General features: G+C 27.1%; 23 protein-coding genes. 19 read left to right on the top strand and 4 right to left on the bottom strand.

Features of this window, described 5'->3' with window-relative positions; genetic code table 11:
* Positions 1-76: 76 nt before the first annotated feature.
* Positions 77-1354 carry a GIY-YIG nuclease family protein gene (locus ACRCYC_RS09455; protein ID WP_438618881.1) on the bottom strand — a complete coding sequence of 426 codons (1278 nt, stop codon included), beginning with the start codon at positions 1352-1354 and terminating at the stop codon, positions 77-79.
* 186 nt (positions 1355-1540) lie between these two features.
* Between ACRCYC_RS09455 and ACRCYC_RS09450 the strand changes: the two genes are divergently transcribed.
* The 12 genes from ACRCYC_RS09450 (at position 1541) to abc-f (ending at position 14552) form a co-directional block, all read left to right on the top strand.
* Positions 1541-2701: an iron-containing alcohol dehydrogenase gene (locus ACRCYC_RS09450; RefSeq protein WP_438618880.1), complete on the top strand. Its 1161-nt coding sequence runs from the start codon at positions 1541-1543 to the stop codon at positions 2699-2701.
* A gap of 153 nt (positions 2702-2854) precedes the next feature.
* Positions 2855-3478 (top strand): hypothetical protein, encoded by a 624-nt coding sequence (locus ACRCYC_RS09445; protein ID WP_438618879.1) that lies wholly within the window; start codon positions 2855-2857, stop codon positions 3476-3478.
* 227 nt (positions 3479-3705) lie between these two features.
* Complete coding sequence (locus tag ACRCYC_RS09440) at positions 3706-4197, top strand: GNAT family N-acetyltransferase (protein ID WP_438618878.1); 492 nt, start codon at positions 3706-3708, stop codon at positions 4195-4197.
* A gap of 189 nt (positions 4198-4386) precedes the next feature.
* On the top strand, positions 4387-4716 hold the full coding sequence (locus ACRCYC_RS09435) for a PadR family transcriptional regulator (protein WP_438618877.1): 330 nt from the start codon (positions 4387-4389) through the stop codon (positions 4714-4716).
* 3 nt (positions 4717-4719) lie between these two features.
* Positions 4720-5475 carry a permease prefix domain 1-containing protein gene (locus ACRCYC_RS09430; RefSeq protein ID WP_438618876.1) on the top strand — a complete coding sequence of 252 codons (756 nt, stop codon included), beginning with the start codon at positions 4720-4722 and terminating at the stop codon, positions 5473-5475.
* 59 nt (positions 5476-5534) lie between these two features.
* The gene (locus ACRCYC_RS09425) at positions 5535-6962 is read left to right on the top strand and encodes a metallophosphoesterase (protein ID WP_438618874.1); all 1428 of its coding nucleotides are present in this window, start codon (positions 5535-5537) and stop codon (positions 6960-6962) included.
* A 259-nt stretch (positions 6963-7221) separates the two neighbouring features.
* Positions 7222-8994 carry a glycoside hydrolase family 35 protein gene (locus ACRCYC_RS09420; protein WP_438618873.1) on the top strand — a complete coding sequence of 591 codons (1773 nt, stop codon included), beginning with the start codon at positions 7222-7224 and terminating at the stop codon, positions 8992-8994.
* Positions 8995-9030: 36 nt separating this feature from the next.
* On the top strand, positions 9031-10338 hold the full coding sequence (locus tag ACRCYC_RS09415; protein WP_438618872.1) for an ABC transporter substrate-binding protein: 1308 nt from the start codon (positions 9031-9033) through the stop codon (positions 10336-10338).
* 252 nt (positions 10339-10590) lie between these two features.
* A complete protein-coding gene (locus ACRCYC_RS09410; protein WP_438618871.1) occupies positions 10591-11031 on the top strand; it encodes a GNAT family N-acetyltransferase in 441 nt (146 codons plus the stop codon).
* A gap of 51 nt (positions 11032-11082) precedes the next feature.
* Entirely contained in the window at positions 11083-11658 is a 576-nt protein-coding gene (locus ACRCYC_RS09405; protein WP_438618869.1) for a class I SAM-dependent methyltransferase, read from the top strand.
* Positions 11659-12273, top strand: coding sequence for a YdcF family protein (locus tag ACRCYC_RS09400; protein WP_438618908.1), 615 nt, complete (start codon positions 11659-11661; stop codon positions 12271-12273).
* 410 nt (positions 12274-12683) lie between these two features.
* Positions 12684-14552, top strand: coding sequence for a ribosomal protection-like ABC-F family protein (gene abc-f / locus ACRCYC_RS09395; protein WP_438618868.1), 1869 nt, complete (start codon positions 12684-12686; stop codon positions 14550-14552).
* Positions 14553-14606: 54 nt separating this feature from the next.
* On the opposite strand, the gene ACRCYC_RS09390 is transcribed toward abc-f, so the two are convergent.
* On the bottom strand, positions 14607-15134 hold the full coding sequence (locus ACRCYC_RS09390; RefSeq protein WP_438618867.1) for a hypothetical protein: 528 nt from the start codon (positions 15132-15134) through the stop codon (positions 14607-14609).
* 149 nt (positions 15135-15283) lie between these two features.
* Here ACRCYC_RS09390 and ACRCYC_RS09385 point away from each other — a divergent pair, with 149 nt between their 5' ends.
* The 3 genes from ACRCYC_RS09385 (at position 15284) to ACRCYC_RS09375 (ending at position 17987) form a co-directional block, all read left to right on the top strand.
* A complete protein-coding gene (locus tag ACRCYC_RS09385) occupies positions 15284-15487 on the top strand; it encodes a hypothetical protein (protein WP_438618866.1) in 204 nt (67 codons plus the stop codon).
* 285 nt (positions 15488-15772) lie between these two features.
* Positions 15773-16093, top strand: a complete 321-nt coding sequence (locus ACRCYC_RS09380) for a CD3324 family protein (RefSeq protein WP_438618865.1) — start codon at positions 15773-15775, stop codon at positions 16091-16093.
* Positions 16086-17987, top strand: a complete 1902-nt coding sequence (locus ACRCYC_RS09375; protein WP_438618864.1) for an endonuclease MutS2 — start codon at positions 16086-16088, stop codon at positions 17985-17987. Before ACRCYC_RS09380 ends, ACRCYC_RS09375 begins: the two co-directional genes overlap by 8 nt.
* A 47-nt stretch (positions 17988-18034) precedes the next feature.
* Here the strand turns inward: ACRCYC_RS09375 and ACRCYC_RS09370 are convergent, their stop codons facing one another.
* Entirely contained in the window at positions 18035-18244 is a 210-nt protein-coding gene (locus ACRCYC_RS09370; RefSeq protein ID WP_438618862.1) for a helix-turn-helix transcriptional regulator, read from the bottom strand.
* Entirely contained in the window at positions 18245-18661 is a 417-nt protein-coding gene (locus tag ACRCYC_RS09365) for a hypothetical protein (RefSeq protein ID WP_438618861.1), read from the bottom strand. It abuts the gene before it with no gap.
* Between the two features lie 210 nt (positions 18662-18871).
* On the opposite strand from ACRCYC_RS09365, the gene ACRCYC_RS09360 reads away from it, so the two are divergent.
* The 4 genes from ACRCYC_RS09360 (at position 18872) to ACRCYC_RS09345 (ending at position 24143) form a co-directional block, all read left to right on the top strand.
* Positions 18872-20353, top strand: coding sequence for a WD40/YVTN/BNR-like repeat-containing protein (locus tag ACRCYC_RS09360; protein ID WP_438618860.1), 1482 nt, complete (start codon positions 18872-18874; stop codon positions 20351-20353).
* Positions 20354-20779: 426 nt separating this feature from the next.
* The gene (gene zupT / locus ACRCYC_RS09355; protein WP_438618858.1) at positions 20780-21580 is read left to right on the top strand and encodes a zinc transporter ZupT; all 801 of its coding nucleotides are present in this window, start codon (positions 20780-20782) and stop codon (positions 21578-21580) included.
* A gap of 178 nt (positions 21581-21758) precedes the next feature.
* Positions 21759-22535: an ABC transporter ATP-binding protein gene (locus tag ACRCYC_RS09350; protein WP_438618857.1), complete on the top strand. Its 777-nt coding sequence runs from the start codon at positions 21759-21761 to the stop codon at positions 22533-22535.
* Positions 22536-22538: 3 nt separating this feature from the next.
* On the top strand, positions 22539-24143 hold the full coding sequence (locus tag ACRCYC_RS09345; protein ID WP_438618856.1) for a hypothetical protein: 1605 nt from the start codon (positions 22539-22541) through the stop codon (positions 24141-24143).
* The last annotated feature ends 117 nt before the right edge of the window (positions 24144-24260 follow it).

Here is a 24260-nt window from a genome sequence, read left to right as displayed (position 1 = left end):
TATTGATTTGTCAGGAATTTTAAAAAAATAGGACACTACAAAATAGATACTTTTGTAGTGTCCTTAAAAAATTTAATTAATATCTATTAGATGGCTCAAATTTTTCAGCCCACATTTCTTCTAAAACTTTCAAGTCTTCTTTAAAATCTTTTTTACTTTGAGTTTCTTTCATATCTATTTCTTCTAAAATTTCAAACTCAAAAACATTAGCTCCAAATTCTTTAAAATCCTTTTGCATTTTAAGATGCATACAACTACCTGTTTTCATTGAAAAGTTAAATCTATTTTTAGTACTTTTCAAATCTATGTCATGCGTTAATAAGTATTTACCGTTTTTAGTATTAGTTATTTTATATACACCACCGGATACAGTACGTTCCTTGTATTCTAGTATATTTTCTTTTTTTGATTTTTCATTTTTATTCATTTTTAAATTACTATCCTTTACTTCAGATTTAGCTTTTAAAGCTTTCTTTTTATTTCTACTTTTAATAACGTTAGAACAGTTTCTGCATGAAGGACTACAGTATTTTTCTCTTTCACTTTTACCTATAAATACATTTTTACAATATTCACATCTACTTAATATATTACTTTCATCAGTTACGGCAAAAGCATAAATAGTTTCTAGGGTAGTTTTAAGTGAATCAAATTCCCATTCAAGTACAGGTTTGTTTAACATACCTATGGTTATACCTATTTTTTCCGCTTTAAATTTACCAGCCATTATTGTGACAGTTTCTGTTAAGTTAGCATTTTTGTAAATAAGTAATTGGTTTATATGAGTAGAAATATTTTTAGCAAAATCTAAAATCCAATTTACTTCTTCACAATAAAATTTTGAAAATACAAGGTCTAAAATAAGTGGTCTTTTTCCATAAAACTTAGGAGAATCTTCTAATTTAAATATTGCTAAATGTTTACCATATTCTCTTATATGAATTTCTTCCTTAGTTGAAAATGGTAAAAATAAGTTTAAATAATTTTCTACATCCATTATACCTTGTTTTTGTATAATATTATTTTCAGTGAAAAGTACTTTTTCTTCGCCTATTATATTTCTATTATATACACTTGACGATACTAATCCTAGTAAGCCGTATTTCTTTGCAAATATAATTACTTTATTTTCAAGCATATATTCTTCTGTAGTGCTATCTAGCGCATTATCTCCTAATTCTATTAAATCAAATATCATTTCATTTGCATTATCAAAAGGATTATACATAGTAAAATAAGCATTTGTAGTTGGGCATATGTATTTATTTCCGTTTTCATTGATTTTTACTTCATAATCGCTGTATCTAATCCAGTCAGTTTTGAACTGTCCTATCAAGTTAATATTTTTTTTCATTATAACATCATCTCATTTCTATTGTTAATATATTGAATAGATTTAACTATTAACATAATAAAGTATATGAAAATAATTGTCAACTTTATATTTGGAAATATTTTAAATTAGGGTATTAAAATATAAGATTAATAAAATGTAGTATGGTATTATAAATACATACATAAATAACAAGGAGTGATAAACATGTTAGATTTTACTTTTCATAACCCAACTAAAATAGTCTTTGGAAAAGATAAAATAGAGGAATTAAACAAATTAATACCAGTAGATGCTAGAGTATTAGTGCTTTATGGTGGTGGAAGTATTAAAAAATTTGGTACACTAGATAAGGTAAAGGAAGCTTTAAAAGATCGTGAAGTATTTGAGTTTTCTGGAATTGAACCAAATCCTAGATATGAAACACTTATAAAAGCAGCAGAGGTAGTTAAAAAAGAGAACATAGACTTTTTATTAGCTGTTGGTGGTGGGTCTGTAATGGATGGGACTAAGTTTGTAAACTTAGCAGCTAATTATGATGGTGATAATAAAGCTGATTTACTAAATTACGGATTTACACCAGTACCAGTTTCAAAGGCATTACCTATAGGAACTGTAGTTACTTTACCTGCAACAGGTTCAGAAATGAATGGGGGAGCAGTTATTACATATAATGGAGGGAAGTTTTCTGTAAGAAGTCCATTATCATTCCCTACGTTTTCGATTTTAGACCCGACTTTAACATATACGCTGCCTAAAACTCAAGTTGCAAATGGTGTAGTTGACACATATATACATGTTTTAGAGCAATATGCAACTTATCCTGTAGATGCAAGATTCCAAGATAGAACAGCTGAAGGGATTTTAAAAACTTTAATAGAAATAGGAAGAGACACTATAGATAATCCTACTGATTATGACTTAAGAGCAAATCTTGTTTGGTGTGCGACAATGGGTCTTAATGGACTTATAGCTGCTGGAGTGCCACAAGACTGGACAACTCATAAGATAGGTCATGAGTTAACTGCTTTATTTGGAATAGATCATGCTAAAACTTTAGCTACTGTGCTTCCTGCACTTTGGGAAGTTAGAAGAAAAGAAAAAGGAGCTAAGCTAGTTCAGTATGCTGAGCGTGTATGGGATATAAAAGATGGTACTGATGATGAGAAGATAGATTTAGTTATAAGTAAGACTCGTGAATTCTTTGAAAGTCTAGATATACCTACTCATTTATCAGCTTACGGACTTAAAGAGTCTGATGTAGATACTGTTGTAGATGCACTTGAGAACCATGGAATGACTAATTTATCTGAAACAGGAGATTTAACTTTAGATATAAGTCGTAAGATAATTGAGAAAGCACTTTAATTAAAAAATATTAAATAAATCAGAAGTTTATAAAGCTGTAATTTTGTGAATTTACAAAATTGCAGCTTTTTGCGTGTATATGAAAGGATATTAAAATATATAAGTAGAATTTTATATAAAATAAATAGACATTGATTTTTAGGAGGGAAAATTTTGAAGAAAATTTGGGGCATATTTATAATTATAGGAATATTAGGTCTTATGGGTTGTACAAAAAAAGAAGGTATTACTATAAAAAAGGAGAGCGTTGAACCAAAAGAACAAATAAAAGAACGACTAGCAGGAAACTCTATGGGAATTTATAATCTAGACAATTTAGATAAAGGAATATATCGAGTTAGTATTATGTCAGAAGAATATAATGATGGGAAATTTAAAAAAAGTAGTAATGTATTGGATAGCGAGATTGAGATAAAAAACAATAAGGGCAATTTAAATGTAGGAATCAATAAGACTGATAACAATAAATTAGTATTTGATATTAGTCAAAATGATAAAGGTGAATTTATTGCTACAACATCCCAAGGTATGGATTTATCTAAAATTAATATAGAAAACAGTGGATCTTCATGGAATATGCTTGAAAATGCTTCTGAAGGAGTGCATAAAATAGAGTTGGGTAAGAATTTGGCAATAGCATCTTTTAGTACTGGAAAAAAAGGAGTTACATATGGTATAAATTTAGGAATTGATTTTATAAAACCTAGTGAAGTTGATGCTGATGTACCTCACAACATGGTGGATATCATTATATATTTAAAAATAATTAAAATATAAAATGTATTTTAGTATTTTGATATAGCAATTATATATAAATATATTGGCTTGATGTAAGATTGAAAAACAGAACAGCTCAAAATATATATAAAGCTCAAGGGCTTAAGGAGGAAGGAATTTTGAGGGAATGCATTTTTTATAATGGTGAATATGAGTCATTAATCGTTATGTCAATTATAGCAAATGAATATATCTTTAATAAATAATCTTACAAGGAGAATATGTAAATGACTGTGATTTTAGAAACAGATAGATTAATACTTAGAAAGTTTAAATCTGAAGATTTAGATAGCTTATATGAATATAGAAATGATGAAGAATGTGGAAGGTACCAAAGATGGGAAAATACAGAATTAGAATATTTGAAAGAATTTATAGAAAATGAAAAAAATAAGGAGTTAAAGGAAGACAATATTCAAGTTGCTATTGAATTAAAAGCAAATAAGCAACTAATTGGTGATATCTTTATAGCATTTAAAGAAAAAACAGTGACAATAGGATATACAATTTCTCCAAAATACCAAAGAAAAGGGTATGCATATGAAACTTTAAAGGAACTTATAAATTATATATTTGAGAGATTTACAAGTTATGATGAGATAGTTGCTATGGTACATCCGGATAATTTACCTAGCAAGAATTTGATAGAGAAATTGAATTTTAAAAAAGAGGGATATTTTGAAAAAGTAAGCAGTATAATTTATTCAATGCAACTATAGATGCTTAGGAAACGGAGAAGTATTATTAGATATGAGTATAAAAAACCACTTATAAATAAAATATATGTGGTTTTTTTATATTCTATTAATTAATTTTAAAACTACACTTGCATTACGAGGTATTATGAATTATTATATAAATATAAATACATCGCATAATGAGGTATATCAAAAAAAGGAGGTGATACTATGGAATTAAATAAAGAAGTTTTAAAAGGACATATAGATACTTTGATTTTAGCTATTTTGGATGAAAAAGATTCATATGGATATGAAATTGCAAAAATAGTTAGAGAGAAAACAACATTTGAGTTAAAAGATGGAACAATGTATGTATCGCTTAAAAGACTTGAGTCTAAGGGGCTAATAAAATCTTACTGGGGTACTGAGCAAGGCGCAGGAAGTAGAAGAAAGTATTACAATATAACAGATGAAGGAAAAGTAGCTTTAGGCATAAAAATTCAAGAATGGGACTTTGTACAAAATATAATGAACCAATTTTTAAAGGGGAGAAGATAGGCTATGAAAATAATTGATGAATATTTAAATTCGTTATATACAAATGATAAAAGTAAAGAAGTTAAAGACTTAAAAGAAGAGCTAAGAGGACATTTACAAACATCAGCTAATGATTTTATGGTTAAGGGATATTCAGAAGAAGAAGCGCAACTTGAAGCTATAAATCAGTTTGATGATGGGACTGATATGTTAAAGGATTTACATAAGGCTCTTAATGAAAGTAAAAAGGATAATGAAAAATTAAATAAGAGATTTATAAACATTTTTAGAAATATATTTATACTATCTGTAATAGTAGGACTTGCAACTCTGGTTTATGGTGATAGGTTAATGGATAAAATAGAGTACATACCAGTTATATTAGGTGGAGAAGTTTCTAGAATTGAATATGAAAAAAATATAAATAAGCCAGAAACATATAAAGATCAAATTGAAAAATTATTGAAAGATAAAGAATTTAAGTATGTAAGATATTTTGAGATAACTCCAGACCCTGATAAAAAACCTGTTTATAGCTATAGTGATAACTCAAACCAAACTAAATCTTTAGCTATGAGGGGAGATAAAATAGGCGTTCCAAATAAAAATGGTAAATGGGGAAGTTATGAGGTTAAATTAGATTATAGTCCAGTGTTAAGAGTTAGTAGTATTTTTAATGGGATTTTGTACGTAGGAGTAATTTCTCTTGTAGTTTATATAGTTTTATTAATAAGATTTAGAATGAAATTTAAAAAACAATTAATATATAAACAAGCTTAGTTTATACACATTTACAATTTATATTAATCATATAATATCTGGAAGGAATAATTGAGTTTATGAAAAAGAAAATATTAGGTGGAGTATTAGGTATGTCTATGTTGTTAATAGGAGGGTGTACTTCTACAAAAACAGCAGATATAAATGTACTTGCAACAACAGATGTACATGGGGTAATACCATATGAATTAAACTCATATGTAGAAAATGAAAAAAATAACGATAAAAATATAACTTTAGTGGATGCGGGAGACTTTTTAGGTAGTGAATTTGGAACATCTGAAGATATGTTGAAATTCTTTGACCAAGGATACCAAGATATTAAAAACGGTGAAGTTATTCATAGATATATACCTATTGCAAAGGAAATGAAAAAAGCTGGATATGATACTGTAACACTTGGAAATCATGAGTTTTTAGTTCATGATAAATATCTTTTAGATAATATGATAGCTGATTTTGAAAAACAAGGAATAAGTGTTTTATCAGCAAATACATATAAGAAAAATGGAGATAGTTACACAAAGCCTTATGTTATAAAAGAAATTGAAACTCCTGAGGGAACTGTAAAGTTAGGTATTTTAGGGCTTACTATTAAAGAAGTTGGAGAAAGTAAAGAACGGGTAGGTGATAAATTAGTACCTACGAAATCCTTAGAACTAAAGGATCAGAAGCAATTTCATGGAGAACTTTACATGAATGATTTAGTAGAAGATGCTAAAAAATGGGTCAAGGTAATGCAAGATAAAGATAAGGCTGATGTTATAGTAGCTGTTGCACATACAGGTGAAAAGCCTGAAAAACCAAAACATCCAGGAAATAGAATACAAGATTTAGCTCAACAAGTTGATGGAATTGATGCTATAGTTGCAGGGCATAATCATGTTCAGATTAAGCAACATGATTATAAAAACAAATCTGGTGAAACTGTTATAGTTACAGAGCCGGGAAAACATGGAGAGTGCATATCAAAAATTAATTTCAAGTTGGAAAAAAATAGAAATGGCTGGGTTGTTGCTGATAAGTCTAGTGATATAGTTCAATTTGAGGAAAGTAAGAAGAACTTGAAGCAATTATTTGATAATGGGGTAGAACTTAATATGGGTATATACGAGTTAAATAATAAATTAGGAGAGAAAATAAGTCTATCAAAGATAAGCTCTCTAAAATGGGATAAGGGATATGTATTTAAACCAGGTACTCCTAGAAAAAAAATATATGATACTGTAGGATATGAGTTTTTCAGAATTAGTGAAAGTGATCATACATCACAGGTTATACTTATGAAAGGAGATAAAGTTGTTTTTTATTCAGGAGTAGATGATGATTTAAAACCATATACTATGAATTTTAAAAATGGAGATTTTAAGTATGGGGTTTTAACTATACTTCCTGGTAAAAATGATTATTTTAGGGTTGAACAAGGTGAAAGAAATCCAATTACTAATAGGGCTAGTATTAAGCTAAATTATATAGATAAAGAATAAGTTATAAAAATTAAAAGTTTAAATGCACATAAAAATGGTAGTGATATTTTATATTACTACCATTTTTATATGTATTTAAATAACAATATAGAGTATATGTAAAAAGAAATCAATTATTACATATACTCTATATTAATTTTCTATAAAAAACAGAAAATTACAAAAACTATGTGGATTTTTACAAATACATGAAAATAACAATATGTTACGATTAAATAAGGTGTATCAAAAATTAGTGGGAAAATAGGGGGGAAAACAAATGTATAAACTTGATATACGTGAAGATTTTTACATTAATAATCAAAAGGTTAAAATAATATCCGGTGCATTACATTACTTTAGAGTAGTACCTGAATATTGGACTGATAGACTTGAGAAGTTAAAGGCGTTAGGATGTAATACGGTAGAAACATATATACCTTGGAATTTTCATGAGCCAAAAGAAGGTGTATTTGAGTTTGAGGGATGCAAAGATTTAGTTAAGTTCACTAAAATAGCACAAGAGTTAGGGCTTTATGTAATACTAAGACCTAGTCCCTATATTTGTGCAGAATGGGAATTTGGAGGACTTCCAGCGTGGCTTTTAAAGTATTCTAATATTCGAGTTAGAAGTAACTGCGAGATATTTTTAAATGCCGTTGATAGATATTTTGCGGAATTATTTAAACATATATCTCCACTACAATCAACACAAGGTGGACCCGTTATAATGATGCAAATTGAAAATGAATATGGTTCTTTTGGAAATAACAAAACTTATTTAAAGAACTTAAAAAACATGATGATTAAATATGGATGTGAAGTTCCTTTATTTACATCAGATGGTGCTTGGAGAGAGGTTTTAGAATCTGGAACTATACTAGATGAAGATATATTACCAACAGCAAACTTTGGATCTAGATCAAAAGACCAGTTGGGATATCTTCAGGAATTTATGAAAAAAAATAATATAGAAAAACCTTTGATGTGTATGGAATTTTGGATGGGATGGTTTAGCAATTGGGGAGAGGAATTCAAAAGACGAGATGCACAAGATGCTGCAAATGAATTAAATGATTTGTTAGAAATGGGACATGTAAATATGTATATGTATCATGGAGGAACAAATTTTGGATTTTATAATGGAACTTGTTGTCGTGATGAAATATCTCCACAAATTACAAGCTATGATTATGATGCTTTAGTAAATGAGTATGGGGAGTTTACTGAGAAGTATAACAAGTTTAAAGAAGTAATTTCTAAATATATAGAAATTCCTGAAGTTAAGCTTAGCACAGTTATAAATAAAGTTTCTTACAAAGATATCAAATTAAAAAATAAGGTTAGTTTGTTTTCGACTTTAGACAAACTTACAAAACCTATATATAGTGAAGAAACCTTAAATATGGAAGCTCTTGATCAAAATTATGGTTATATATTATATCGTTCTAATATTGGGAAAAGAAATGATTTAGAAAGATTTAAATTAGTTGGGATGGATGATAGAGCACAAGTATTTATAAATGAAAATTATCATTCAACTGTGTACAAGGAAAAGTTTGTAAGTGAAAATCAAACATTATCATTAGATAAAGAAGATGATAATATACTAGATGTTTTAGTTGAAAATATAGGAAGGGTAAATTATGGACCTAACTTACTTTCACCATCTCAAAGAAAAGGTATAAAAGGTGGAGTTATGATTGATATTCATTTACATATGGGATGGGATCATTACTGCTTAGAGTTTGATAATATAGATAAAGTTGATTTTAGCGGATACTACAAAGAAAACAATCCGGCATTTTATGAGTATGAAGTTGAAGTTAATGAATTAGGGGATACTTTCTTAAATACAGAAGGTTTTGGAAAAGGGGTAGCTTTTATAAATGGATTTAATCTAGGTCGTTTCTGGGATATTGGACCTACTAATTATTTATATATACCTGCTCCACTGCTTAAATCTGGATTAAATAAAATTGTTATATTTGAAACTGAAGGTAAATATAAAGACTCTATAAGTTTAGATGATAAACCTAATTACATTAAATAAATTAGTATTAATTATTATTTTAAGGGGGATTTTATAATGGGATTAAAAAAACTTATGAAAAAAGTGCTTTTGCCAAGTTCTATGGTTATATCTATGATGATGCTTACGGCATGTAGTTCAACAGGGGATGATGGAAAAGTATCATTAAGATATTCAACATGGGATAACACTCATACAAAGGCAATTGAAACTTTAATAGAAGGATTTGAAAAAGAAAATCCAAATATTGATATTCAGCTAGAGGTTATTTCAAATGGCGATTACTGGACAAAGATGGAAACAGCCGCCGCTGGGGGATCAGCTCCAGATGTATTTTGGGTAGATGCCAGAAGATTTGGGACTTATGCAAAAGAAGGTATGCTTGTTGGAATGGATGATTATATAAAAGAAAATAAGATAGATATGAGTCAATACTTAGAAAGTATAACTAGCATTTACAATTTTGATGGAAAGCAATATGCAATGCCAAGTTTTTGGGATGATACAGTTCTTTTATTAAATACAAAGATGATGGAAGAGTACGGTATAGAAAAACCTAAGAAAGATTGGAATTGGGAAGAAATGATAGCTTGGTTAGAAGATGCAAAAGCAAAATTGCCAAAGGATATTTATCCATTTGCATCTAATACGTTAGAATATACTCAACTTGGAATATTTAACGGTATTGCTTTAGCGGGGGGACAAGTTTTAAATGAAGATAAAACTAAAGCATTAATAGATACACCTGAAAGTGTTAATGGATATAAAACTTACCTTGATTTAGTAAAAAGCGATTTACATAGTCCATTTGATGTAACACTTGAAACAGGAGCAGGAACATTATTTAAATCAGAAAAAGCTTTAGCTTATCAAGCAGGTTCTTATTCACTTTTAACATATTCAGATAAAGAACAAGCACAAGTTGCAGGAAACTTTGAAATATATCCAATACCGGAGATAAAAGAAGATGTTAAAACAAAATCTGTAATACATGGTGTAGGAAATGTTATATCAGCTAATTCTAAGCATCCAGATGAAGCTTTTAAATTTATAAATTATATGTCAAGTGAAGAATCTATGAAAACTTATACAGAGTTGGCTTTAGTTTCTCAGTCACATAAAAATGTTCAAAATTTATATGGAGATGTAATGAAGGATAAAACAGGATTGGATGTAAGTGTTGTTTATGATGTTGCAAAGGATGCAATGCCACTTCCAAATAGTGTAGATACTGCTAAATGGGATAAAGTTATAGTTGATAATATAAGTTCATATGTTCAAGAAAAACAATCATTTGATGATATGATTAAAAATACTCAAAAAGGTGTTCAAGAAGTTTTAGATAAAGAAAATCAGAATAAATAAGTGAGTGTAATTTAATGAAATTTATATGATGGAATATGAAAGGATATCTAAAAATAACTATAATTTTAGATATCCTTTTTGAAATTTAAAAAAGAAATATTTACTTATTTAATAAGTTTTAATTGGATATATATATGAAGATTGTATGAAATTAGGATATATTTGGAGGTATTGGATTTAGATTAATAGAATATATTAAATACAAATAAACAGGATTTAAATACTATTAAGATTGAAGAGGTGAACTGTTATATGATAATAATAAAAAAATTAGAAAATAAGTTCATAAAAGATTTAAAAAGTTTACAAATGACAGAGTTTCAAAAAAACTATGTTCATATAGATTTTGACGATATGTTAAATAAAATTAAAAATAATTCAGATATGAATCTATATTTGGTGTGCAATGATGATGTTGTTATTGGATTTGCATGTATTCTTTTAGATGAAGAAGGAGATTTAAATTTACTAAAATTTATGATTGATTATAACTACCAAGGTAAGGGGTATGCGAAACAAGCTTTACTATTATTATTAGATTTAATTAAATCCCAAGCACCTAAAGATGAGGTATGGCTAAGTGTACATCCGAATAACACTAAAGCTGTTGATTTGTACAAAAAAATAGGATTTACTCAACAAAAAACAAAATATGATGCAGATGATGAGATATTCTTTAAATATGTTTATTAAATACATAAATTCATTTGTAATTTACAATTAACTTTTATTTGGAGGATTAAAATGAAGATAATTTTAGGGGCAGGAGCAACTAATTATTCAGGATGGGTTAGTACTCAAGAAAATGAATTGAATTTATTAAATAGAAATGATTTTGAAAAAAATTTTGAAGAAAATACTATCGATGCAATGCTAGCAGAACATGTTTGGGAACATATGACAAAAGAAGAAGGAGTTATAGCAGCGAAAAATTGTTATGACTTTTTAAAAGAAGGTGGATACATAAGAGCTGCTGTTCCTGATGTGAATTTTAAAAATCAATGGTACCAGAATATGGTTAAAGCAGGAGGTCCTGGCTCAAAAGATCATCCAGCATATACTCATAAGATAGTATATGATTATTTGACTTTTGCAGAAGTATTTAGAGCAGCTGGATTTGAAGTTGAGTTATTGGAGTATTGTGATGAAGATGGTATATTTAACTATAAATATTGGAATGAAGCAGATGGAAAGATTGGTCGTTCTTTTAGATTTGACACTAGAAACAGCAAGGATATGTTAGGTATGGTATCTATAATTATTGATGCAAAGAAGCCTAGAAAAATTAATAGCAGTATATACAATTGGGAGGAGATTTAAATTAAAACTATAGATGATATTACAAACTTTATTTTTCTTGAGAATGATTTAGAAAATTCAGATATTATTTTCATACCTGGGGGATCTTATTCAGAGTTACCAGAAAGAGCAGCAAAACTTTGGATTAATAATTATGCACCAATAATTTTGCCATCAGGAAAATATAGCAAAACACGAGGTATGTTTTTGAAGCCATCTTCAAAATCAGATAAATACAATGATATTTATGCAAGCGAGTGGGATTTTTTAAGAAAGGTTTTATTGATAAATGGAGTTGATGAAAAAGTAATTTTAAGAGAAGATAAGGCTGAAAATACATATGAAAATGCTTTTAAGTCTCGGGAAATTACCGATAAACTAGGGTTAAAAATAAATAAAGCTATAGTATGTTGTAAAAGTTTTCATGCAAGACGGTGCTTTGTTTATTATCAATGGGCATATCCTCAGGCAGAAATAATAATATCTCCTTGTGATGTAGGTGGAATTAATAAAGACAGTTGGTTTAATAGTGAAAAGGGTAGAGACAGAGTTTTAAATGAACTAACAAAAAGTGGAGAACAGTTTAAAAGTTATATCAAAGATATTTCACAACAATATAGTAAGTATGAATATTAATTTAATTTTAGGGAAAGATAATGATTGAACAACATATATTATTAAATAAACTTTTCTGAAATGAAATAGTTGAATTTTCAGAAAAGTAATACTATACTATAATTAAAATATGATGTAGAGGAGGGTTAAAATGAAAAATTACTTTGTTGATAAAATGTTTAAAATTAGACAATATTCGTTCAATATTTCAGCATATAAAGCTACAAATTGGATAAGTCCGTCTAAAATTAAATATTTGAATCAATAGAGTAAGTTATAAATTTTAATCCAGATATAAATTAAGTTAGAAAAATATATCCGGGCAAGTTTATTCTTGCTCGGATTTTTTAGAATGCAAATTTAAATTAATTTGTTATGCCTTTGAACCCGAGTGAGAATTTACTTGGGTATTTTTAATGGAGGTTTTAATAATGATAGAATTAGAAGTGAAAAATTTAGAAAAGAGTTATGGGGCAAATTTAATTTTTAAAGATATAAATTTCGATGTTAAAAGTAAAGAAAGAGTAGCTGTAGTAGGGAAAAATGGTAGTGGAAAAAGTAGTATATTCAAAATAATCGTTAATAAAGAAGTTAAAGATAGAGGAATCATATTAATAAGAAAAGGTTTGAAAATAGGTTATTTAGAGCAAATACCAGAATTTGAAAATTATAAAGTAAAAGAAATATTAAATTTAGGATTTCCTCAATTAATTGACATAGAAAAAAACCTAAGAAAATTAGAATTAAAGATGCAAAGTGTAGATTGTGATATAAATAAGGTTCTTGAAAAATATAGCAAGTTGCAAGTAGAATATGAAAACTTAGGTGGTTATGAAAAAGAAACTACTATTTCAAAGGTGTGTTCCGGGTTGAGTATAAGTGATGAACTTTTAGAAGCTGAGTTTGATGCTTTAAGTGGAGGCGAAAAAACTAGGATAATGCTTGGAAAACTTTTAGTAGAAAAACCAGATATACTTTTATTAGATGAACCTACAAATCATCTTGATATGAAATCTGTGGAATGGCTTGAAGCTTATTTGAATGATTATTTAGGAAGTGTAATTATAATTTCTCATGATAGATATTTCATAGATAGAGTTGTCACTAAAGTTGTGGAGATAGAAAACTTAGAATCCAAAATTTATATAGGAAATTACTCAAGTTATATTAAACAGAAAGAAGAAAATTTATTGTTAGATGCACATCACTATAAAGAACAGCAAAAGAAAATAAACTCTATGGAAGAATCTATAAAAAGGTTGAAGGTATTTTCACGTAATGGAGAAAATGAGAAATTTGTGAAAAGAGCTCAAAGTATGCAAAAGAGATTAGACAAGATTGAAAAATTAGAAAATCCAAATAAGAAAAAAGATAATATGAAAATAAATATAACAAATAATACAAAGCAATCACAAGATGTAATATCAATAAAAGATGGGAGAAAATCTTTTGGAGATAAACTGTTATTTGAAAATATAGATATATTAATAAGAAAAGGTGAGAATGTAGCGTTAATAGGTAAAAATGGATGTGGAAAATCAACTCTTATAAAAATAATTTTAGAACTTGAAAAGTTAGATAGTGGAAGTTTGCAAGTTGCAAATAGTTCTAAAATAGGATATCTTCCACAAAATGTGGAGTTTGAGGATGAAGATAAAAGTATATTAGATTGGTTTAGAGATGATATAACTATAGTAGAGGGGAAGGCAAGAGAGTATTTGGCTAAATATATGTTTTATAAAGAAGATGTGTTTAAAAAAGTTAAGTCTCTTTCAGGTGGAGAGAAATCTAGGCTTAAGCTTAGTAAGATACTTTATTTTGATATAAACTTACTTGTACTTGATGAGCCAACAAATCACTTGGATATTGAAAGTATAAATAACTTAGAGCATGTGTTAAAAAATTTCAAGGGAAGTATATTATTTGTATCCCATGATAGATACTTTATAAATAAAGTTAGCCATAGAATATTGTCTATAGAAGGTAATTCAATTTTAAATTGGAATGGAGATTATGAATATTATAAAGAAAAAAGTGAAGAGTTGAGTTTGAAAAATAAAATTAGTGAAGAGAAAAAATTTGATAAAAAGGTAGAAAAAGCTACGTTGAGAACAGAATCTAAAATTAGTAAAAGTAAATTAGAAAAAGATATAGAAGAGTTAGAAATTAAAATACAAGAGTTAGATGGAAGTATTGAAAATATTAATTTTAATTATGAAGAACTACAAGGCGTATACGAGAAGAGGAATAATCTAGAAAAAAGTTTAAATGATTTATTAACTGAATGGGTAGAGTTTTAAAATAGTTTATTAAGGCTATGATTATGAAATCATAGCCTTTTAGGTTAAATTACATTATTTAATAAAACCAGGTTTATCTTGAATATTATTATAATAGTTAATTCTATCATTATCATCAAAAAATTTATTGTCATGTGCAATTTCATATATAATTTCATAATTTAAACCATTTGCAATACAATCTTTATTTCCAGAGTTTTCTGCAGCTAGGTTATGCAATGTAATAGTGTCATCATCTATTAATCCATATTGGATTTTATCTATTCTATAGCCTATTTCTGTAAAAGCATCCATATCTCCTTTACTATAAATTTCAGATTCACATAATTCGCTACCTAATTTCCTGGCTTCTTTAGTGGGAGCTATAATATTTACATTTTCTTTGTTTACATTAATAAAAGCATGTGTAAGTTCATGTATGTATTCATATACACCTAAGGAGTTGTTTTCTTTTGTAATGTATTTTGAGTTTTTTGATGTGAACACAGAATCTTCTGGTTTAAGAAATAAGCTGAAAGTTAAAGTAAAAACTAATATAGTACAAAATACTGTCATTAAACAAATTCCAAGTTGCTTCTTCATAAATCCTCCATAAATTTTAATCATAGTATATAATTATATTACAATAAAACTATGGAAATTTATACCATTTTAATTAAGTGTTATCAAAAAATAATTATAAAGGTTTCAATGAACTTATCGAATATAACATAAAAGGGGGGAGTGATAAAATGGATGCAGAGCCACTAATAGGAATTTCATATGAACTTATATTCCAAATATTTAATACATTACTTATTTTCATAATTCTAGGGGTGATAGGATATGGAATATATTGTTTAATAGCTGGAGCTAAATATAAGAAAAAATATGAAAATAAAATTATAGAGTTAGAAAAGGAAATCAAGGAATTACAAGAAAAACCCAAAAGATAATTTTAGAAAATTTGTCATATAAGGGGATGGAAATATATGCAATATAGTATTTTAACTAAAGTAAAATGGAAAAAATAATTATAATGGTTTTTTACATTGAACAAACTGTTGGGATATGAAATAATATTAATTAAAGAAAATATAAAGGAGAGTAGTTTATGAAAAAAACTAATTATAAAGAGCTGGGAGTTGTACTTCTTAACAAATAAGGAGTTACAATATAATAACTCCTTATTTGTTAAGTTTGTGATTATACAACTTAAAAATAAAGGAGAACAAAATAAATTGAAATATAAAAACGCAAAAAATATATTACCACAAGAATTACTACAACAAATACAACAATACATCCAAGGTGATGCTATATATATACCTAGGTTAGAAAATGAAAAAATACCTTGGGGACAAAAAAATGGAGCTAAAAAAGCTATCTACACAAGAAATAAAGGAATATTTGATTTATACCAGAGTGGATATTCGATAGGAGAAATAGTAAACATATATAACTTATCTGAATCTAGTATAAGAAAAATAATATCTAAAATAAAAAAAGAAGATATGCAAATAAACGAGGGATTATACCTAGGGGGACTTACAAATGAATAATATAACTTTTGAAAAATTACAGTTAAATGAATTAAAAGAACTGATAAAAACACATTGTGTAAGCTCACTTGGAAAAGATCTTATAGATAAACTTAGCCCTAGCAAAAACCTGAGTGTAGTAAAAAGAAGATTAAAAGAAAATAATGAAGCTAGAAATGTACTATCAAATAGTAACCATATACCTTTAGAAGGGTTATTCAATATTAACTCAATAATAGATAAAGTTGAAAAAGGAATGATTCTAGATCCTTTAGAACTTATAAAGGTAGAAGACTTTTTAAGGGGATGTAAGAAAATAAAAAACTTTATGATAGATAAAGAGTTTTACGCTCCTAATCTAAGTTCTTATGCACTAAATATAACAGAATGCGAGTATATAGAAAGTGAAATTAATTACACCATAAAGGGAAATAAAGTAGACTCGAATGCTTCTAAAGAATTGAAAAAAATTAGAAGAAACATTGAAACTTGCGAAAGTAAAATAAAAGAAAGACTAAATAAATTCTTAACCTCAAGTGGTAATAAAAAATACATTCAAGAATTTATAATAAGTAAAAGAGCTGATAGATATGTAATACCTATAAAAGCTTCTTATAAAAATGAGGTAGATGGCACGGTACTAGATTCTTCATCAAAAGGAACTACAGTTTTTATAGAACCTAATAATGTATCGAAGTTTAGCTTAGAACTTATTAGTTTAAAATCAGAAGAAAGCATAGAAGAATACAAGATATTATCAAATTTAACTGAGATGATATTTGAAAAAATATCTCAAATAAAGTTAAACTTAGAAATAATATCTGAGTATGATATGGTCTTTGCTAAAGCTAAATATAGTGCAAATAATAAATGTATTACACCTAAGGTTAATGATATAGGTTATATAAAAATAGTAAATGGAAAACATCCACTGCTAAAAGGCAAAGTAGTACCTTTAAGTGTTGAAATTGGAAAAGAGTATAGAAGCTTAATAATTACAGGACCTAATGCAGGAGGAAAAACTTTAGCATTAAAAACAGTAGGATTATTAACTTTAATGGTACAATGTGGCTTTGATATAAGTGCAGATGATAAAACAGAGATTAGTGTTTTTGAAAATGTATTTGTTGATATAGGGGACAATCAAAGTATTGAAAATGCACTTAGTACTTTTTCTTCGCATATAAAAAACATTGCAGAAATTATGAACTCTAGCAATAAATCTACCTTAGTACTATTTGATGAAATAGGTAGTGGAACTGAGCCTAATGAAGGGGCTGGACTTGCAATAGCAATACTAGAGGAGTTTTATAAAATGGGATGTATAACAATTGCATCTACACATTATGGAGAAATAAAAAACTTTGCAAATATGCATCAAGAATTTGAAAATGCAGGTATGTTATTTGATAAAGAAACACTAGAGCCTTTGTATAAATTAATTATAGGAAAATCAGAAGATAGTAATGCTTTGTTTATATCTAAGAAAATGGGAATAAAAGAAAAAATACTAAAGCGAGCTACAAGTTATATAACTGATAAAGATTATAATTTAGATATAATAAAAAGAAGTAAGATAGAAAATAAAGAAGAGCCAGTAGAAGCTATAGAAAAAGAAGTAGTTAATTACCAAGTTGGAGATAAGGTAAAACTATTAGATGAAGATGACTTTGCAATAATTTATAAAGAAGTTGATAAATTTAATAATATTGAAGTATTGTATAATAAGAAATTTATAAAAGTTAACATAAAGAAAGTACAACTTCAATTAAAAGCAGATAAGCTGTATCCATTAGGATATGATATTAATAGTTTATTTACCTCTTATGAAGATCGAAAGCTAGAAAAAGATATTGAAAGAGGTTCTAAAAAGGCACTTAAAAAAATACAAAAGCAGATAAGAAACAATAAATAAATTATGAAAATAACAAAGAATCCAACAAAATAATTTGTTGGATTTTTTTATTTTTCATCAATAAATTCAAAAAGGTTTTCAACTGTAGTATCAAAAATCTTTGCAATATCCATAGCTAATTTGAGAGAAGGATTATACTTTCCATTTTCTAGATGAACAATAGTCTCACGTCTTACACCAACTAATTTTGCTAGTTCACTTTGCTTCATAGAAATCTTTTCTCTGTGTTCCTTGATATTTGTTTTTAAAATATGCACTTATTCATAAATCCCCTCTCTATCAAAGCGTATAAAAAGGCTTAATCTTAATGAAACTAATAAAAATAATATAGTAGAAATTATTATACCCACATCTAAGTTAGATATATTTATATGTTGGGTAAATGGAGTTGCAAAATATATAGAAACTAATCCAAAAAAGCATAAAATGAATTGAATTGCTATACTGTTAACTTTTGCTAATATAGTTTTTGAAGCTTCATCAATTACATCATTAAATTTCTTATTATAAATTGAAAACACACCTAAAACTATCATCCAAACTAAGGAAGACAATACACCCGAGCTATTAATTCCAGGAAGAAATTTATTACATAACGTTACAAGAAAAAAGAAACCAAATAATAGAACTTCAAAAATAAGTTTTGATTTAACACCGTATTGAGAATTAGACATATAAAACCACTCCTTTAAAAGTTATATATTTATAACACGATATATTATAAGTATAAATCTTTTTATAGTTAAATGTAAATGTAAAGTTATATATTTTTAACTTTACTTATCAATTAAATACCAAAATATGTAAAATGATGTGTATTCTGATATAATTTAAAAGTAAAGTATTAAGGCATCACTAATAAATTTGACTAGGGGGAAGTATTTTTGAAGGAGAAACTAAAAAGAATAATTATGGGATTTATAACAAATCCCATAATCTTAATTGTATATGGAATTTTCTGTTATGAACTAACTACACTGTGTATGTATGGAAGGTTTAATAATAATATGAATATATTAATAGCTTGTATAGTATTTTTTACAACTATGATAGCTATTTACATAATAAGAGGGAGGAAAAATAAAAAATCCAGATTTAAATTAGTCAATTCAAAAATATGGAAATGTATATCGCTTATAATCATTATTATATTAACTGTATTTTACGGAGTAAAAATTTATCAAAGTGGAATTAAGTATAATGGTAAACTTTCGTGGGTTATTCAAAGATGGCAAACTGAAAGAAATATTAAATTTGAGAAAAACAATATTTATGAAGATGGTGTAAGAGGTGTTTTTGAAGATATAAATAAAAGATATGAACTGCCTGAGAAATTATATATGGCAGACGATTTAAGTGTTAGGTTTAATAAATATGGTACAATTACACAATTTGATACTTTTGTTTATGGTAAAGATAGACAGGGAAAAGAAAAAAGTTATTTAATATCATATGATAAAAATAAATCAAAAGATATAAAGTTAATATTAGGTGGTTTTGCAAATCCAACTTATAGTAATGATAAGTTGCTTGACCCTTTATTTGAAACAGTTAATTGTATTTCTATAAAAAATACTGTTAGCAAATGGAATGCAAGTGAGTTTGGACTGCTTTATAAAGGAAAACGAAACTGGGAATCTAATAGAGAGGGTATAGTTTTAATTAATAAAAATGGAAATAAAGTGCCTGTAGAGTTGGCAGAGGATAAATTAGTGGGATATACTGTGTCTATATACGTACCAGGTAGAGAGGAAGAAATTACTCCTGTTAGATATAATTTGTTAACTGATTCGTATTGGTTTAAGTTCCAAAATACTGAAACGGAAGATGCATTAAAAAAGAGCAAAAGTGAGCTTGATATTGTAACTGGAAATTCAAATAGTAAGGATGAATTTTATTTAAAGGATGGATTGAGATATAAATTAAATGTAGATGATAAGGCAACTGGTAGCTTCTTTTACTCATTGCAGCAAACTACTGATGGAGGGAATAAGTGGACGGTTTTAAATGATAATCCATTTAATGGACCTACAGGAGAAGCTTCAGGAATGTATTTTATTGATGAGACTATAGGGTTTATAGGAATATCTAGAGATGGTGGATCTAGTGGAGAGTTGTATCGTACAGAGGATGGAGGAAAGTCCTTTAATAAGCTAGAGTTTGAGAGTAAAGAAGTTATTTTAGATAATGGAGCATCTATAAGTCCTTTTGATACTCCTGGTGTTCCTTATGAAAAAGATGGAGGGCTATATTTAAATATAGGTCAAGGAGCAGATGGTGACTATAATGGCAATAGTAGTTTGCTATACACTTCTAAAGATAAGGGACAAACTTGGGAGTATGTAAAGGAAGTTAAAAGTAATTAGTAGTTTAGGCTGATTAAAAATAGAAAATGATTATTTATTTTATTTCTAGGGTTATTGGAATAAGTTAATAAATATTAGAATTAAGGAAATAGCACTAATCTTTGACAGATGTAGTGCTTTTTTTCTTGAAATGGTAAGCTGAGGTGAAAAAGTGGAGGTAATAATAGCGGGATCTATAGCAAATATATAAGGATACTGAAAAGGATTACTGGTAGGAGTTTAAGTTTTTATTGTCAATAAAATTTATACTTGAGAATGATTATCTTTATTAAAGTGAGGGTAATATGGTATTATATGTATATGTAGTAAATAAGTTACTCTGGTTTTATGACAACATGATAGTATATTTTAACACTTTTAAATAATTTGAATTATATAGTATATACAGATTATTTATTAAAACATATATACAAGGGAGGGATATCTATGGAAAATGTATTATTTGCTTTTGCTTTAACTTTAATAGCAGGATTGTCTACAGGAATAGGAAGTTGTATTGCATTTTTTTCAAAGAAAACAGATACTAAATTTTTATCGATTAGCTTAGGATTTTCAGCAGGTGTAATGATTTATGTTTCTATGATAGAGATTTTTGCACAATCTAAAGATATGCTTGTGAAAATTTATGGCAACGAAATAGGAACAGGTATAACATCTTTAAGTTTCTTTTGTGGGATATTTTTAATTTTGTTGATAGACAAATGTATTCCAAAAGATAGTAATCCTCATGAACTTCATAATATATCAGAAATAGATAAATCTATAATAAAAGATAAAAATTTGATGAGAACAGGTATTTTTACAGCGCTTGCAATAGGAATACACAACTTTCCAGAAGGTTTAGCAACATTTGTATCTGCACTACAAGATACAACTATAGCAATTCCTATAGTTATAGCGATTGCTATTCACAATATTCCAGAAGGCATTTCAGTATCTGTACCAATTTATTATGCTACAGGGGATAAGAAAAAAGCATTTATGTATTCTTTTGCTTCTGGTCTTGCTGAGCCAATAGGTGCATTATTTGGATATTTAATATTAATGCCATTTATCAATGATACAGTTTTAGGTATACTTTTTGCAGGGGTAGCGGGTATTATGGTATTTATATCTATTGATGAACTTTTGCCATTATCAAGGGAGTATGGAGAAGGTCACCTTTCTGTATATGGATTAGTGGCAGGTATGGCGGTTATGTCATTGAGTTTATTCCTATTTATATAAAAATTAAGATAGATTAGAAAAAATAATGAATTAGATCACAAGTAAGTGATATGGTCCATTATTTTTTTAAGTTTTTCTTAGAAAATAAACAATATTCAAAATTTAAAAGTAATAAAAATAATATGGTATAATTTGGATAAAATCAGACACAGTTTTATAACTAGTAAGGGGAGATATTATGGATAAAGCAATATTTATAAAGGATCTAGAAATGAACTTTGAAGGTAAACAAGTTTTAAAAGGTATAAATCTGGAAGTAGATAAAGGAAGTATCATAGGGTATATAGGTCCAAATGGAGCAGGAAAAAGTACAACTGTAAAAATAATATTAGGTTTAGTTGAGGGATATACAGGAGTAGTTGAAATATTTGGAGAAGATATATCACAGGGAAGCGATGAATATAAAAAAAGAATAGGATATGTTCCAGAAGTAGCAGAAACTTATGAAAGCTTAACGGCTAGAGAATATTTAACTTTTATAGGACAGCTATATGGATTAGAATATGATGTAGTTGATAAAAAAGCTTATGAATTAATGGATATATTAGGAATAAAAGAAGCTTATGATTCAAGAATATCATCTTTTTCAAAAGGAATGAAGCAAAAGGTAGTTATAATATCTAGTTTAATTCACAATCCAGATATATTATTTTTAGATGAACCCCTAAGTGGATTAGATGCAAATAGTGTAATGGTAATAAAAGAAATTATGATAAGTTTAAAAGAAGAGGGTAAGACTATTTTCTACTCATCACATATAATGGAAGTTGTAGAAAAAATAAGTGACAGAATACTATTACTAAATGATGGGAATATAGTTGCAGATGGTAATTTTGAGGATTTGAAAGAGCGTGTGCATCAAAAGTCTTTAGAACAAATCTTTAATCAACTTACAGGGTTTAGTGAACATAAACAACTTGCAGAAAAATTTATATCTGTAATAAAAGAGGTGTAGATTATGAATAATTTTATTTCACTAAAGATACTTGATAAGTTTAGGTTTTTATATGAAAAGCTAGGTGTAGACTATGACGACATGAGGTTAATAGTAAGTAGAAAACTAACTATAGATTCAAGAAAAACTTCTAATTTATTAAATAATCAAAATGTTGATGAATTTTCAAATCAATACAAAACAATGCAAATAATATATGGGATTATTGGTTTCTTTATGATGATGATCATAATATATAGCAAAAATATTTTTATATCAATGTCTGTTTATTTTTCAATGATTATGTTTCTTATGATAACAATAGTTATGTCAGATTTTTCAACTGCAATATTAGATGTTAAAGACAAATCTATATTAGCTATTAGGGGTATTAGTTCAAAAACATTAAATGCAGCTAAAGTAACACATATTATGATATATATGATAAATATAAGTATAGCATTAAGTGGATTTTCATTAATAGCATCAATTAAGTACGGATTAATATTCTTTTTAGTATTTTTAATAGAGATATGCTTTATTGATATTTTTATGATAATTATATCTGGGCTAGTTTATTTGATTATATTAAAATTATTTGATGGAGAAAAACTTAAAGATGCAATAACTATTATACAAGTATCAGTTACGCTGTTATTTAGTGTTGCTTATATAGGGGTAATGAATATATCTGAAAGTATGCATTTGTTTGAAAATATAGATTTAGGTACAATAAGTTACTTTTTGCCACCTTTATGGTTTGCAGCTCCACTTGAAATTATAGTAACAAAAAAGATAGATGAAACACTATTCATACTTTCTTTTTTAGCTTTAGTTGTACCTGTAATATCGGCTTTAATATATACAAAATTTACACCAGTATTTGAAAAAAATCTTCAAAAACTTAATAAGGAAGGTTCTACTAAAAAGGTAAATAAGTATAATTTAACAATGAAATTGAGTAAACTAGTATGTAGAAATAAAGAAGAAAGAGTATTTTTTAATTTTATTTCTAGAATAATAAAAAATGATAGAGATTTTAAATCTGCAATATATACAACTATGGGATCTAATATTATATTTTCTATTTATATAATTTTTCGTAGAGATGCAACATATACAAATCCGTATATGTACCTATTTTTATATTTTTATGTGATTTCAATTCCTACAATAATAATCGCTTTAAAGTTTTCTAGAAATTACAAAGCATCATATATATATACAACAATACCTATAAAAGATAAAATGAATATACATAAGGCAGCTATTAAAGCTTGTTTATTTAATGTAATAATACCTATTTACTTAATTTTATGTATAATTTTTATATATTTTTATAAGGTAAGTATAATAAAACATATAGTAGTTATATTTTTAGTAAGTATATTTATAACTATAAGTAGTTTTAAAATAATTGATAAAAGTATGCCGTTTTCTCGCCAAATTAATGTACTTAAAAAAAATTATGCAATAGTAGAAAATTGCTTAATGATTGTTTTAGTGATTATTATGGCAGGAATTCACTTTGTTAGTTCGATTTTTGGCACTTTAGGTATTAATATTTACTTAGGAGTTCTTTTAATAATAAATATATTTTTGTTTAAAATAACATTTAAAACGAAGTAAATATATTTTGTGAAATATTATTTAAGATACTGTAATAGCTATGATTTTACTAAAGCAAATTCTGTAAACTATAAATTTTTTGATACAATTAAATTAACAATTGTTATATAATGAAAA

The sequence above is a fragment of the Paraclostridium sp. genome (genome assembly GCF_051657365.1).
Classification (GTDB): Bacteria; Bacillota; Clostridia; order Peptostreptococcales; family Peptostreptococcaceae; genus Paraclostridium.
Note: the sequence above shows the minus strand (reverse complement) of the source record. Positions and strands in the feature narration are given on the sequence as shown.

Bases quoted from the DNA above. Each gene is read 5' to 3' on its own strand.
- ACRCYC_RS09455 (WP_438618881.1), bottom strand. From the start codon at position 1,354: ATGAAAAAAAATATTAACTTGATAGGACAGTTCAAAACTGACTGGATT.
- ACRCYC_RS09450 (WP_438618880.1), top strand. From the start codon at position 1,541: ATGTTAGATTTTACTTTTCATAACCCAACTAAAATAGTCTTTGGAAAA.
- ACRCYC_RS09440 (WP_438618878.1), top strand. From the start codon at position 3,706: ATGACTGTGATTTTAGAAACAGATAGATTAATACTTAGAAAGTTTAAA.
- ACRCYC_RS09435 (WP_438618877.1), top strand. From the start codon at position 4,387: ATGGAATTAAATAAAGAAGTTTTAAAAGGACATATAGATACTTTGATT.
- ACRCYC_RS09430 (WP_438618876.1), top strand. From the start codon at position 4,720: ATGAAAATAATTGATGAATATTTAAATTCGTTATATACAAATGATAAA.
- ACRCYC_RS09425 (WP_438618874.1), top strand. From the start codon at position 5,535: ATGAAAAAGAAAATATTAGGTGGAGTATTAGGTATGTCTATGTTGTTA.
- ACRCYC_RS09420 (WP_438618873.1), top strand. From the start codon at position 7,222: ATGTATAAACTTGATATACGTGAAGATTTTTACATTAATAATCAAAAG.
- ACRCYC_RS09415 (WP_438618872.1), top strand. From the start codon at position 9,031: ATGGGATTAAAAAAACTTATGAAAAAAGTGCTTTTGCCAAGTTCTATG.
- ACRCYC_RS09410 (WP_438618871.1), top strand. From the start codon at position 10,591: ATGATAATAATAAAAAAATTAGAAAATAAGTTCATAAAAGATTTAAAA.
- ACRCYC_RS09405 (WP_438618869.1), top strand. From the start codon at position 11,083: ATGAAGATAATTTTAGGGGCAGGAGCAACTAATTATTCAGGATGGGTT.
- abc-f (WP_438618868.1), top strand. From the start codon at position 12,684: ATGATAGAATTAGAAGTGAAAAATTTAGAAAAGAGTTATGGGGCAAAT.
- ACRCYC_RS09390 (WP_438618867.1), bottom strand. From the start codon at position 15,134: ATGAAGAAGCAACTTGGAATTTGTTTAATGACAGTATTTTGTACTATA.
- ACRCYC_RS09385 (WP_438618866.1), top strand. From the start codon at position 15,284: ATGGATGCAGAGCCACTAATAGGAATTTCATATGAACTTATATTCCAA.
- ACRCYC_RS09375 (WP_438618864.1), top strand. From the start codon at position 16,086: ATGAATAATATAACTTTTGAAAAATTACAGTTAAATGAATTAAAAGAA.
- ACRCYC_RS09365 (WP_438618861.1), bottom strand. From the start codon at position 18,661: ATGTCTAATTCTCAATACGGTGTTAAATCAAAACTTATTTTTGAAGTT.
- zupT (WP_438618858.1), top strand. From the start codon at position 20,780: ATGGAAAATGTATTATTTGCTTTTGCTTTAACTTTAATAGCAGGATTG.
- ACRCYC_RS09350 (WP_438618857.1), top strand. From the start codon at position 21,759: ATGGATAAAGCAATATTTATAAAGGATCTAGAAATGAACTTTGAAGGT.
- ACRCYC_RS09345 (WP_438618856.1), top strand. From the start codon at position 22,539: ATGAATAATTTTATTTCACTAAAGATACTTGATAAGTTTAGGTTTTTA.